The sequence below is a fragment of the Micromonospora sp. RTP1Z1 genome (assembly GCF_033804685.1).
GTDB lineage: Bacteria > Actinomycetota > Actinomycetes > Mycobacteriales > Micromonosporaceae > Micromonospora.
This window is the reverse complement of the sequence record NZ_JAPFQV010000040.1, coordinates 1-12,954: the sequence shown is the minus strand read 5'-3', so window position 1 is coordinate 12,954 and position 12,954 is coordinate 1. Positions and strand designations below refer to the sequence as shown.

Sequence of the window (12,954 nt, the reverse complement as noted above, 5' to 3'; positions counted from 1 at the left end):
TTCAGCATGGACGGCCAGGAGAACGAGCAGGGCGACACCGGGGGCGAGGGCACCCCGGCGACCGGACGTGCCCGGCGCTGGGCGAGCTGGCCGCGGCGTACCGGACGGTCGGGTCGCAACCGCTGGCTGCGCCGGCTCGGCGTGGCGCTGGCCGTCCTGGCGGTCGCCCTGGGCGGGGTGGTCGCCGGCACGTACGCCGGTGGGCACGTCGGCACCGACATCGGGCCGTTCCGGGCGCAGCTCAACCTGAGTCCGTCGCTGCACGGCGGCACCACCGTCGACGTCCCGCCGCTGGGCGCGCTGCTGCTGAACAGCCACGACGGGCCGACCTACCTCACCGTCCGGCTGGGCGCGCTGGACCAGCGGCGGACCGAGGCGCTGATCGACGACCCGGCGAGCATCAGCCGGGCCAGCCAGTCCGCTGTCACCGACGTCCGGGCCGGGGTGATGCGCCTGGGTTTGAAGACGCTGGGCGCGGCGGTGCTGGCCACCCTGCTGCTGGCGGGGCTGGTCTTCCGCGACACCCGGCGGACGGCCTGGGCCGGCGGGCTGGCCCTGGTGATCACGGCTGGCAGCCTCGGGCTGGCCGGCGCGACCATGCGCCCGCAGGCGATCGAGGAGCCCCGGTACGAGGGGCTGCTGGTCAACGCCCCGGCGATCGTCGGTGACGCGCGTCGGATCGCCAACGACTACACGAAGTACGCCGAGCAGCTCCAGCGGCTGGTGGGCAACGTCAGCCAGCTCTACACCACCGTCTCGGCGCTGCCCGTGTACGAGCCGGCGCCCGGCACCACGCGGGTGCTGCACGTCTCGGACATGCACCTCAACCCGACGGGGTGGCAGCTGATCCGGACGGTGGTGGAGCAGTTCGGCATCGACGTGGTGATCGACACGGGCGACATCACCGACTGGGGCAGCGAGCCGGAGGCGTCCTTCGTCGGCTCGATCGGTCTGCTCAAGAAGCCGTACGTCTACATCCGGGGCAACCACGACTCGGCGAGGACGGCTGCGGCGGTGGCCCAGCAGCCGAACGCGATCGTGTTGGACAACTCGACGACCACGGTGGCCGGGCTGACCGTCGCCGGGATCGGCGACCCCCGGTTCACCCCGGACAAGAACACCTCACCGGCGGGCAGCGGCCTGACGAAGCAGGTGGCCGACCAGGTGATCGGCGCCGGCGAGCAGCTCGCCACCACCGTCACCGGCTCGCCGCGGCCGGTGAACATCGCGCTGGTGCACGACCCGGCGTCGGCCGGGCCGCTCTCCGGCACCTGCCCGCTGGTGCTGGCCGGGCACACCCACGCCCGGCAGGTGTCCAAGCTGCCGCAGGTGCCGGGAAAGCAGCAGACGCAGCTGTTTGTGGAGGGCTCCACCGGCGGGGCGGGGCTGCGCGGGCTGGAGGGCGAGAAGCCGACTCCGCTGTCGATGTCGGTGCTCTACTTCGACCAGCAGAAGCTGCTCCAGGCGTACGACGACATCACCGTGGGCGGAACGGGGCAGGCGCAGGTCAACCTGGAGCGGCACGTGATCAAGGACCCGGCACAGGGCGCCTCCGTGCCGGTCACCCCGACCCCGACCCGCGGCGGGCCTGAGTCGGCCAGCCCGAGCCCGACCCGCTGACCCAGCCGTCCGTGCGTCCCGGCGCCGGATTCCGGGGAGGGATCGGCTACCCCGGCGCGCGTCACTCTCCGCGCCGGTCAACCGGGGCCAGGGGTGTCACCTCGCCGCCTTTGCTCTGCTGCAGCGGAGGCAACAGTCACCCGCGGTCACCGGACGCCGGCGAGAAGCTTTCGCAGCTCGGGAATGATGTTGCCGGGAGTGAAGCAGAGCAAAGGGGCGGGATGTGTCACCTCGGTCGCCGTCCGCCCTTCACCGTCGGTGAGGGTGACGACCGGTGACGCCGGGTGAGTGGCAGACGACGGCGACGGCGACGGCTCAGCGCAGCGACAGGGCCGCCAGTGCGGCGTTGACGATGCTGCCGGGCAGCAGATCGTGCAGCTCGTACAGCTCCTGCACGCTGCCGGACTGGCCGAACTCGTCCACCCCGAGCGGCACCGCCGGGGCGCCGAGGGCCGAACCGAGCCAGGCCATGGCGTGCGAGGCGGCGTCGTGCACGGTCACCACCGGCACCCGGTCGGCGAAGGCCGACCGCAGCGCGCCGGCCACGCTCGGCACGGTCGCCGTCCGGACGCCCTGACGCAGGGTCCGCTGCCAGGCCCGGTAGAGCCGGTCCAGCGAGGTGACGTCGACGACGTGCGCGGCCACCCCCTCCTCCGCCAGCTCCGCCGCCGCGGCGAGGACCTCCGGCAGCACCGCGCCGGAGGCGGCGAGCTGCACCACCGGGGCGTCCGCCAGATGGGGGTACGCCTGGTGCGCGTCCACCAGCCGGTACGCCCCGGCGACCACCTGCCGGCGCAGCACCGCGTCGCCGATCCGGGCCCGGGCGGCCTCGAACGGCGCCTGGTCGATCGGGCGGGTGCTGAGCCGGAAGTAGTACGCCCCGTCCTCCGCCGGCGCGGCGGTGGCGGCCGGCGCGGACCCACCGGCGATCTGGCCGAGCGCGTCGCAGAGCAGCCAGTCCAGGCTGCCCGCGTACGCGGGCTCGAGGAAGGTGACGCCGGGCAGCTCCAGGCCCACCGAGGCGGTGATGGTGGACTGGTGGGCGCCGCCCTCCGGAGCGAGGGTGATGCCGGACGGGGTGCCGGCCACCACGAACCGGGAGCCGGAGTAGGTGCCGTAGAGGAACGCGTCCAGGCCGCGCAGCACGAACGGGTCGTAGACCGTGCCGACCGGCAGCAGCGGCTGCCCCGACAGGTCCCACGACAGGCCGAGCTGGCCCAGCAGCAGGAACAGGTTCATCTCCGAGATGCCCAGCTCGATGTGCTGGCCCGCCGGGCTCTCCGTCCAGCGCAGCATCCGGTCCTCGGTCCAGGAACGCTGCTCGGTGGGGGCGAAGACGCCGGTCTTGTTGATGAACCCGGCGAGGTTGGTGGAGGTGGCCACGTCCGGCGCGGTGGTCACCAGGTAGGGGGCGACGGCGGGATCGCGGGCCAGGTCGACCAGCACCCGGCCGAAGACCTCCTGGGTGGAGACCGGCTTGTTCACGCGTACCTTGGTGGTTTCCGGGACGGTGACCCCGAGCGACCGCTCGCGGGGCGCGCGGGACAGTGCCTCCCGACGCTCGCCGGCCAGGATGCCCGCCGGGGACGCCGGGTCGAGGCGGTCCCACTCGGTCTCCGGCGTGAGGCCCTGCGCGGCGCGCAGCGTGTCGACCTGCTCGGTGCTGAGCAGCGCCGAGTGGTTGCGCGGGTTGCCGGCGATCGGCAGACCCCACCCCTTGACCGTGTACGCGAAGACCACGCTGGGCCGGTCGGTGACCGCGTCGCACTGGGCGTACGCGTCGAGCATCGCCTGCAGGTCGTGCCCGCCCAGGTCGGTGACCAGCGGGCCCAGCTCGTCGTCCGGAACGTCCGCGACGAAGGCGGACACCTCGGCCGGCGCGCCGTCGAGGAACTGCTTGCGCAGGGCCGGCCCGGCCAGCCCGAACAGCGACTGGTACTGCTCGTTCGGCATCCGGTCGATCCAGTCGCGCAGCGCCGCGCCGCCCGGCCGGGCGTACGCCTCGGCGAGCTTGCGGCCGTACTTGACCTCGACGACGTGCCAGCCGGCCGCCTCGAACTGGCCGCGCCACTGGTTGATCCGGATGCCCGGGACAACCCGGTCGAGGGACTGGCGGTTGAAGTCGACCAGCCACATCACGTTGCCCAGGCCGGTGGTCGCCGGGTCGGCGACGGCCTCCCAGATGTTCCCCTCGTCCAGCTCCGCGTCGCCGATCAGCGCCACGAACCGGGAGTGCGGCCGGGCGCCGAAGTGCGCGTCGACGTACCGCCGGGTGACCGCGGCGAACAGCGGCGCGGCCGCGCCGAGGCCGACCGAGCCGGTGGAGAAGTCCACCTCGTCCGGGTCCTTGGTCCGCGACGGGTACGACTGGAGGCCGCCGCGCGCCCGCAGCTTCGGCAGGTACGACCGGTCCAGGTTGCCCAGCAGGTACTGGATGGCGTGGAAGACCGGCGAGGCGTGCGGCTTGACCGCGACCCGGTCCTCGGCGTCCAGGTGGGCGAACCAGAGTGCGGTCATGGCGGTGACCAGCGAGGCGCTGGACGCCTGGTGGCCGCCGACCTTCACCCCGTCGCCGGCGTTCCGGTCGTGGTTGGCGGCGTCCACGATGCGGGTGGCGAGCCAGAGCAGCCGCCGCTGGATGTCGTCGAGGACGTCGAGGTCGTGCTGGTTCACGGTGACTCCATCCGGGCGTCGCCGTTGACGCCCTCGCGAGGGGTGGCGCGGGTCGCGCGCGTACTCGGGGGAAGCGGGAAGGCCGCCGCCGGGTTGCGACGGCGGCCTTCTCCGGGTGGGCTCAGCCCTGGGCGCCGAGGCGCTCCAGGATCAGCTCGCGGACGGTCTTGGCGTCGGCCTGGCCACGGGTGGTCTTCATGACCGCGCCGACCAGCGCGCCGGCCGCGGCGACCTTGCCGCTGCGGATCTTGTCCGCGACGGCCGGGTTGGCGGCGATCGCCTCGTCGACGGCGGCGGTGAGCGCGCCGGTGTCGGAGACGACCTCCAGGTGGCGGTTGGTCATGATCTCGGTCGGCGAGCCCTCGCCGGCCACCACGCCCTCCAGCACGGTACGGGCCAGCTTGTCGTTGAGCTTGCCGGCGTCGACCAGGCCCTGCAGCTCGGCGACCTGCGCCGGGGTGGCACCGATGTCGACCAGTTCCACGCCGGTCTCGTTGGCCCGCCGGGACAGCTCACCCAGCCACCACTTACGGGCGGCGGCCGGGGTGGCGCCGGCGGCGACGGTGGCCTCGATCAGCTCGACCGCGCCGGCGTTGAGCACCGACTGCATGTCCGCCTCGGACAGGCCCCACTGCTCCTGGAGCCGGCGGCGGTGCAGCCGGGGCAGCTCCGGCAGGGCGGCCTTCAGCTCGGCCACCCAGGCGGTGTCCGGGGCGAGCGGAACCAGATCCGGCTCCGGGAAGTACCGGTAGTCGGTGGCGGTCTCCTTGGACCGGCCGGGCCGGGTGTCGCCGGTGTCCTCCTGGAAGTGCCGGGTCTCCTGGGTGATCCGGCCGCCCGCGTCGAGCACCGCGGCCTGCCGCAGGATCTCCGAGCGCACCGCCCGCTCCACCGAGCGCAGCGAGTTGACGTTCTTGGTCTCGGTGCGGGTGCCCCACTCCTCGCCCGGCAGATTGAGGGAGGTGTTGACGTCGCAGCGCAGCGAGCCCTCCTCCATCCGGACGTCGGAAACACCTAGCGAGCGGAGCACGTCGCGCAGCTCGGTCACGTACGCGCGGGCCACCTCGGGCGCGAGCGCGCCGGTGCCGGGAACCGGCCTGGTGACGATCTCGACCAGCGGGATGCCGGCCCGGTTGTAGTCGACCAGCGACTCGGTCGCGCCGTGGATGCGACCGGTGGCGCCACCGACGTGCAGCGTCTTACCGGTGTCCTCCTCCAGGTGCACCCGCTCGATGTCGATCCTCACCAGCTCGCCGTTGACCTCGACGTCCAGGTACCCGTCGAAGCAGAGCGGCTCGTCGTACTGGCTGATCTGGAAGTCCTTCGGCATGTCCGGGTAGAAGTAGTTCTTCCGGGCGAACCGGCACCACTCGGCGATCGAGCAGTTCAGCGCCAGGCCGATCCGGATCGTCGCCTCGATGGCCGCCTTGTTGGCCACCGGCAGCGAGCCGGGCAGGCCCAGGCAGACCGGGCAGACCCGGGTGTTCGGCTCGCCGCCGAAGTCGGTCGGGCAGCCGCAGAACATTTTGGTGTTCGTGCCCAGCTCGACGTGGGTCTCCAGGCCGATCACCGGTTCGTAGCGCGCGACGACCTCGTCGTACGCGGGCAGTGTCGTCGTCATCTGAGCTCCTGCCTCACAGTGCCGGTGGGGTGAAGGTGCCGACCACGGACTCCAGCGCGGCGGCGACCCGGTACATCCGGTCGTCGGCCATCGTCGGGGCCATGATCTGCAGGCCGACCGGGAGCCCGTCGGAGAGGCCGCACGGCACCGAGATGCCCGGGCCGCCGTACAGGTTGGTCGGGATGGTGAACAGGTCGGCCAGGTACATCTGGTACGGGTCCGACGTGCGCGCGCCGATCGGGAACGCCACGAACGGGGTGGTCGGCGAGATCAGCGCGTCGACCTGCTCGAAGGCGGCGGTGAAGTCCCGGGTGATCAGCGTACGGACCTTCTGCGCCTGGCCGTAGTAGGCGTCGTAGTAGCCCGACGAGAGGGCGTACGTGCCGAGCATGATGCGGCGCTTGACCTCGGGGCCGAAGCCGGCCTCCCGGGTCAGCGACATGACCTCCTCCAGCGACCGGTTGCCGTCGTCGCCGACCCGCAGGCCGAACCGGACTCCGTCGAACCGGGCCAGGTTGGAGGAGCACTCGCTCGGCGCGATCAGGTAGTACGCCGGCAGTGCGTACTTGAAGTGCGGGCAGGACACCTCGACGATGTCGGCGCCCAGCTTGGCCAGCGCGTCCACCGACTCGCGGAACGCGGCCATCACGCCCGGCTCAGCGCCCTCGCCGGTGAGCTCCTTGACGATGCCGAGCTTCACGCCGGTCAGGCCGCCGGTGGCGCCGAGCTTCGCGGCGGCCACCACGTCCGGCACCGGCTGCGGGATGGAGGTCGAGTCGCGCGGGTCGTGGCCGCCGATGACCTGGTGCAGCAGCGCGGCGTCCAGCACTGTACGGGCACACGGGCCGGGGGTGTCCAGCGACGAGGAGAACGCCACCAGGCCGTACCGGGAGGTGCCGCCGTAGGTGGGCTTCGCGCCGACGGTGCCGGTGACCGCGCCGGGCTGGCGGATCGAGCCGCCGGTGTCCGAGCCGATCGCCAGCGGCGCCTCGTACGCGGCCAGCGCGGCGGCGCTGCCGCCACCCGAGCCGCCCGGGATCCGGTCCAGGTCCCACGGGTTGTGAGTCGGGCCGTACGCGGAGTATTCGGTGGAGGAGCCCATGGCGAACTCGTCCATGTTGGTCTTGCCGAGCATCACCGTGCCGGCGTCGCGCAGCCGCTGCACGATGGTCGAGTCGTACGGCGGGCGCCAGCCCTCCAGGATCTTCGACCCCACGGTGGTCGGCACGCCCTTGGTGGTGAGCACATCCTTCACCGCGACCGGCACGCCGGCCAGCGGGCCGAGCTCCTCGCCGGCGGCCCGGCGCTCGTCCACCTTCGCGGCGGCGGCCAGCGCACCCTCGGAGTCGACGTGCAGGAAGGCGTGCACCCGGTCGTCGACGGCGGCGATCCGGTCCAGGTGGGCCCGGGTGACCTCGACGGCGGAGGTCTCCCCGCCAGCCACCAGGCCGGCGATCTCCGTCGCGGTCATTCTGGTCAGGTCACTCATGAGGCCACATCCTCGTCCAGGATCCGCGGGACGCGGAACCGCTGCTGATCGGCGTCGGGCGCGCCGGACAGCGCCTCCTCCGGGGTCAGCCCGGGCACCACCACGTCCTCGCGGAGCACGTTGGTCAGCGGCACCGAGTGGGAGGTCGGCGGGATGTCCGCCGCGGCGACCTCACCGACCTGGGCGACCGACTGGAGGATCACGTCGAGCTGGCCGGCGAAGGTGTCCAGCTCCTCCTCCGTGACGGCGAGCCGCGACAGTCGCGCCAGGTGCGCGACCTCCTCGCGGGAGATGGCGGCCATCGGTGCCCCCTTCGTGGCTGTCCTGCTGCGTCTGGTGTGCCGGTCGCGCGCTCGCGGTGGAGATGACGCGCGGTGACCGGAGCGAGTCTATTGTCCTGCGCTCGCGCCGACGCCTCCGACTCCCCCTCCACCCGCCGGCCCGGGCGGCGCTGCCCGTCCGGGTGGCTCGCTCACCGGGCCGGCCGGCGGGGCACCTCCGCGTCCGCGGTCACCGCCGGGCGCACCGGCCGGTACCGGGCCAGCCAGGCGGCCAGTTCCTCGGCCGGCATGGGCCGGGCGTAGAACCAGCCCTGCGCCACGTCGCAACCGGCCGCGTGGAGCAGCCGCCAGGTCCGCTCGTCCTCCACGCCCTCGGCCACCACCCGCAGCCCCAGCGCCGCGGCCAGCTCGATCATCGAGCGGACGATCGCCGCGTCGTCGGGGTCGTCGGCCATCCCGAGCACGAACGACCGGTCCACCTTCACCTCCGACAGCGGCAGCCGACGCAGGTGCTGCAGCGACGAGTAGCCGGTGCCGAAGTCGTCCAGCGCGATCCCCACCCCGATCCGGTGCAGCTGGGAGATGCTGGCCAGCACCCGTCGGGGGTCGGCCATCAGCGCCCCCTCGGTGATCTCCACCTGCAACCGGTCCGGTCGGACGCCGTACCGGGCGAGCCGGTCGGCGATCTGGTCGGCGATCTCCCCGGTGTGCAGGTCGCGGACGCTGACGTTCAAGGCGGCCCGCATGGCGATCCCGGCCGCCGACCACTTGGCCAACTGCTCGACCACGTCGTCCACCACACGGCGGGTGAGCAGCCGCATCACCGCGCTCTGCTCGGCGACCTGGATCAGCTCCCCCGGGTCGACCATGCCACGGCGTGGGTGCCACCAGCGCAGCAGCGCCTCCACCCCGACGACCTCTCCGGTGGCGATGGCGATCTGCGGCTGGTAGTACATGGTGATCTCGCCCGCGTCCCCGGCCGGATCCTCGTCCCGCCCGGGCACGGCACGGTCCCGGGTGGCAGCCACGGTGTCCGTCGGCGCGGCGTCCGTGGGCACGGCAGGCGGCCGCTCGGCATCCGGCGGCGCGGCATCCGGGGCGAAGCCGACAGCCTCCTCCGCCACGGTCGACCGGGCCGCCCGGCGACGGATCGGGTCGGCGCGGGTGACGATCTGGTTGATCAGCTCGTCGTCGTGCCGGACCTCCGGCCGCTCCCGCCGCCGCCGGAAGCGCCACCGCCTCGGCTCGGCGCCGCCGCGCGGCTCGGCGGTGGCACGCCCGCCGACCGCCGCTGGCAGCGCCGCACCGGCGGAGAGCGCGGCCCCGTCGCCGCCGCGCGGCCCTACCGGATCGGGCACCGCCGGCCCCGATTCGAGTACGCGGCGCAGGTCGGCCAGGAGACTCAGCCGCTCCGCGGAGTTGTGGTCGGACTCGGCGGCGTAGACGGCGACGGTGTCGTTGCGGTGCTTGGCGTCGTACATCGCCACGTCGGCGTGGCGCATCAGGGTGGCGAAGTCCTCACCGTGCTCCGGGAAGAGGGCGATGCCGATCGAGCCGCCGACGTCCAGCGGCAGGCCGTCCAGGGAGACCGGCTCGGCGAGCGCGGCGGCCACCCGGTCGGCCAGCGCCCGGGCCTCCTCGGTGCCGGTCAGCCCGGGGACGACGATGGCGAACTCGTCTCCGCCGAGCCGGGCGACGAGGTCACCGTCGCGGACCACGGCGGTGAGCCGGGCGCTCACCTCGACCAGCAGCCGGTCCCCCACCGCGTGCCCGAGGGCGTCGTTGACGTGCTTGAACCGGTCCAGGTCGATGAGCAGCAGGGCGAGGTGCGGGTCGGGCAACCCCCGGGCGGTCCGCTCGGCGTGCAGGTGCACCTGCTCGGCCACCTCGGCCAGCAGCGCCTTGCGGTTGGGCAGCCCGGTGAGCGGATCGAGCGCGGCGAGCTGCTCCTGCTCGGCGGAGAGCCGGGCCATCCGGTAGACCGCGAAGAGCGGCACCAGCACCAGCGGGATCAGCGCCGCGCTGGCCCGGGCGGCGGCGACCAGCACCGGGGCGAGCAGCAGCAGCGAGCCGGTGGAGAGCAGCTCGTATGCCAGGCCGAGCCGGACGCTGGGCCACCAACGGTCCCCGAAGCGCAGCCGGATCGCGCTGCTGACCAGTCCGTAGTTCACCGCGAACCAGGCGGCGGTGGCGCCGCCGACGGCCGCGACATCCGTCCAGTGCAACCGACCGCCGTCGAAGATGGCGCCCGGGCCGAGCCGGATGATCCCGTACGCGGCGCCGAGGGCGCAGGCGTACTGGGCGGCGTTGAAGCTGGTACGCCACGGAGTGTGCCCCATCCGCCAGCCGGAGACGGCCACCGCGACCGCCTGCACGGCGACCGCCGGGCCCAGCCCCCAGCCGAGCAGGATGGCGAAGGTGAAGCAGGTCGACGGGAAGACCGCCGAGGACTGCCGGCGGCCGGGCGGCACGAAGGGACGGGCGTCGCAGGCGACGGCGAGCGCCGCCATGGTCCAGAAGGCCGCCGGCAGGTCGGGCAGCCGTTCGGGCAGCCCGGCCAGCGGCCCGGCCGAGAGCAGCACGGCGAGGGCGATGACCGCGGCGACGAAGCCGAAGAAGGGCGCCACCCGTCCGGGCGGGACGGAGTTACGCGGATCGGCGGCCCCCATCGCACCTCCCGGGATCGGTGGTGGCGCGCTCCGCTCACACGCCGTGCACCAATGAAACGCCCTCGGTCCCGGTTTCCCCGACACGACAGTCACGAATCGGTCGTAGTCGTAATTAAGTTGGTATACGCCGCGAGGCCGCTCGCCCGGCGTCACTCCTCGGTGCGGGCGACCTCCCGGGCCGCGTCCGGGCCGGCCTCCAGCAGCACCCGGAAGCCCTCCTCGTCCAGCACGGCCAGCTTCAGGCTGGCCGCCTTGTCCGCTTTGGAACCCGGGTTGTCGCCGACCACCACGAAGCTGGTCTTCTTGGAGACCGAGCCGGTCACCTTGCCGCCCCGGCTCTGGATCGCCTCCGATGCCTGGTCCCGGCTGAACCCGGCGAGGGTGCCGGTCACCACCACGGTGAGCCCCTCCAGCGGGCGCGGCCCCTCGTCCACCGCCTCCTCGGCCATCCGTACGCCAGCCTCGGCCCACTTGCGCACCACCTCGCGGTGCCAGTCGACGGCGAACCACTCCTTGATGCTGGCGGCGATGGTCGGCCCGACACCGTCCACCGAGGACAGCTCCTCCTCGCCGGCGGCGTCGATGGCGTCGATCGAGCGGAAGTGCCGGGCGAGGGCCTGCGCCGCGGTGGGGCCGACGTGCCGGATGGAGAGCGCGACCAGCACGCGCCACAGCTCGCGCTCCTTCGCCACGGCGAGGTTGTCGAGCAGTTTGATGGCGTTGCTGCCCAGGCTGCCGTCCTTGTTGACGAAGAACGGCGAGCGGGACAGCTGCTCGGCGTCGAGCTGGAACAGGTCGCCCTCGTCGGCGATGATCTGCGCGTCGAGCAGGGCGGCGGCCCCCTTGTAGCCGAGCACCTCGATGTCGAAGGCACCCCGGCCGGCCAGGTGGAAGACCCGCTCCCGGAGCTGGGCCGGGCAGCTGCGGCTGTTGGGGCAGCGGATGTCGATGTCGCCCTCCTTCGCCGGGGCGAGCGGGGTGCCGCAGGCCGGGCAGGTGGTGGGCATGACGAACGGGCGGGCGTCGGCGGGCCGCAGGTCGACCACCGGGCCCAGCACCTCGGGGATGACGTCGCCGGCCTTGCGCAGCACCACCGTGTCGCCGATCAGCACCCCCTTGCGCTCGACCTCGCGGGCGTTGTGCAGGGTGGCCAGGGCGACCGTGGAGCCGGCCACCCGGATCGGTTCCAGCACGGCGAACGGGGTGACCCGGCCGGTCCGCCCGACGTTGACGTCGATGTCGAGCAGCTTGGTGGTCACCTCCTCCGGGGGGTACTTGAAGGCGATCGCCCAGCGGGGCGCCCGGCTGGTCGAGCCGAGCCGGCCCTGGATGGAGACCGGGTCGACCTTGACCACCACGCCGTCGATCTCGTGCTCGACGTCGTGCCGGTGCTGCGCGTAGTAGGCGATGTACTCCGCCACGCCGGTCAGGTCGGGCACCACCCGCCACCGGTCGCTGGTCGGCAGCCCCCACGCCCGCAGCGCCGCGTACGACTCGGACTGGGCCGCCGGTTGGAAGCCCTTGCGGGCGCCGATGCCGTGCACCACCAGGCGCAGCGGCCGGGAGGCGGTGATCCGCGGGTCCTTCTGCCGCAGGCTGCCGGCGGCGGCGTTGCGCGGGTTGGCGAACGGGGCCCTGCCCTGCTCGACCAGGCCGGCGTTGAGGTCGGCGAAGGCGGCGACCGGGAAGTAGATCTCGCCACGCACCTCGAGGAACTCGGGCACGTCGGGGAAGTCGTCGGTGCCGGTCAGCTTCGTCGGCACGTCGCGGATGCTGCGGACGTTGGCGGTGACGTCCTCGCCGGTGCGCCCGTCGCCGCGGGTGGCGGCCCGGACCAGCCGGCCGCGCTCGTAGCTGAGGTTGATCGCCAGGCCGTCGACCTTCAGCTCGCAGAGGTACGGCACCGATCCGCCGGCGTCCCGCTCGACCCGCTCGGCCCAGGCGGCCAGCTCCTCGTCGGCGAAGGCGTTGTCCAGCGAGAGCATCCGCTCGGCGTGGGTGACCGGGGTGAAGTCGGTGGAGAAGGTGCCGCCGACCCGCTGGGTCGGCGAGTCGGGGGTGCGCAGCCCGGGGAACTCCGCCTCCAGCGCCTCCAGCTCGCGCAGCTGCTGGTCGAACTCGGCGTCGGAGACGGTCGGCGCGTCGAGGACGTAGTAGCGGTACTGGTGCTCGGTGAGCTCCTGGCTCAGCGTGGCGTGCCGCTCCCGGACCTCCGGGGTCGGCTCGGCGCCCGCCGCCGCCTCCTGCGCGGGGCTGACCTGCTGGGGAATCGCTTCCTCGGACACCCTGCCGCCTTCGGACACCGCTGTCGACCTCCCGTGATCGTGCTCCCCCCGCACGGTAGCGGTCGGGTCGGACAATCGTCCCGCCACCCGCCCTGACCAGGTTCGTCGGCCCCGCCCCGCCCCCGTCGCGCCGACGGGCGCGGCGGCCGGGGGCGTGCGAGGATCGCCGGGCGGCGGCGGGGTGCGCCCGCCGGCGGGCGAGAGGCAGGGGTACGGATGCCGGAGTGGGTGCTCTGGGCGGCGGCGATCGTGCTGGCCGTCGCGGCCGGCTGGCTGTGGGGCGAGTGGCGCCGCCGGGCCGCCGGGCCGGCGTCCG

At 73.5% G+C, this 12,954-nt stretch carries 7 protein-coding genes; 1 reads left to right on the top strand and 6 read right to left on the bottom strand.

The genetic code is table 11. From position 1 onward, the window contains the following. Positions 1 to 6: 6 nt before the first annotated feature. Complete coding sequence (locus tag SLP03_RS20000; protein WP_319462139.1) at positions 7 to 1,620, top strand: metallophosphoesterase; 1,614 nt, start codon at positions 7 to 9, stop codon at positions 1,618 to 1,620. Between the two features lie 315 nt (positions 1,621 to 1,935). On the opposite strand, the gene SLP03_RS19995 is transcribed toward SLP03_RS20000, so the two are convergent. The 6 genes from SLP03_RS19995 to ligA all read right to left on the bottom strand — a co-directional run bounded on the left by SLP03_RS19995 (position 1,936) and on the right by ligA (position 12,638). Beyond that, positions 1,936 to 4,293: a transketolase-like TK C-terminal-containing protein gene (locus SLP03_RS19995; RefSeq protein ID WP_319462138.1), complete on the bottom strand. Its 2,358-nt coding sequence runs from the start codon at positions 4,291 to 4,293 to the stop codon at positions 1,936 to 1,938. 121 nt (positions 4,294 to 4,414) lie between these two features. After that, positions 4,415 to 5,914 (bottom strand): Asp-tRNA(Asn)/Glu-tRNA(Gln) amidotransferase subunit GatB, encoded by a 1,500-nt coding sequence (gatB, locus tag SLP03_RS19990; protein WP_319462137.1) that lies wholly within the window; start codon positions 5,912 to 5,914, stop codon positions 4,415 to 4,417. Between the two features lie 13 nt (positions 5,915 to 5,927). Further along, positions 5,928 to 7,403, bottom strand: coding sequence for an Asp-tRNA(Asn)/Glu-tRNA(Gln) amidotransferase subunit GatA (gene gatA / locus SLP03_RS19985; RefSeq protein WP_319462136.1), 1,476 nt, complete (start codon positions 7,401 to 7,403; stop codon positions 5,928 to 5,930). Continuing rightward, positions 7,400 to 7,705, bottom strand: a complete 306-nt coding sequence (gene gatC / locus SLP03_RS19980; protein WP_319462135.1) for an Asp-tRNA(Asn)/Glu-tRNA(Gln) amidotransferase subunit GatC — start codon at positions 7,703 to 7,705, stop codon at positions 7,400 to 7,402. The genes gatA and gatC overlap by 4 nt, the downstream gene beginning before the upstream one ends. Before the next feature lie 170 nt (positions 7,706 to 7,875). Beyond that, the gene (locus SLP03_RS19975; RefSeq protein WP_319462134.1) at positions 7,876 to 10,353 is read right to left on the bottom strand and encodes a putative bifunctional diguanylate cyclase/phosphodiesterase; all 2,478 of its coding nucleotides are present in this window, start codon (positions 10,351 to 10,353) and stop codon (positions 7,876 to 7,878) included. Between the two features lie 149 nt (positions 10,354 to 10,502). Continuing rightward, complete coding sequence (gene ligA / locus SLP03_RS19970) at positions 10,503 to 12,638, bottom strand: NAD-dependent DNA ligase LigA (protein ID WP_319462133.1); 2,136 nt, start codon at positions 12,636 to 12,638, stop codon at positions 10,503 to 10,505. Positions 12,639 to 12,954 lie beyond the last annotated feature (316 nt).

Coding starts and splice junctions, on each gene's coding strand:
- gatB (WP_319462137.1), bottom strand. CDS start 5,914: ATGACGACGACACTGCCCGCGTACGACGAGGTCGTCGCGCGCTACGAA.
- gatA (WP_319462136.1), bottom strand. CDS start 7,403: ATGAGTGACCTGACCAGAATGACCGCGACGGAGATCGCCGGCCTGGTG.
- SLP03_RS20000 (WP_319462139.1), top strand. CDS start 7: ATGGACGGCCAGGAGAACGAGCAGGGCGACACCGGGGGCGAGGGCACC.
- gatC (WP_319462135.1), bottom strand. CDS start 7,705: ATGGCCGCCATCTCCCGCGAGGAGGTCGCGCACCTGGCGCGACTGTCG.
- SLP03_RS19975 (WP_319462134.1), bottom strand. CDS start 10,353: ATGGGGGCCGCCGATCCGCGTAACTCCGTCCCGCCCGGACGGGTGGCG.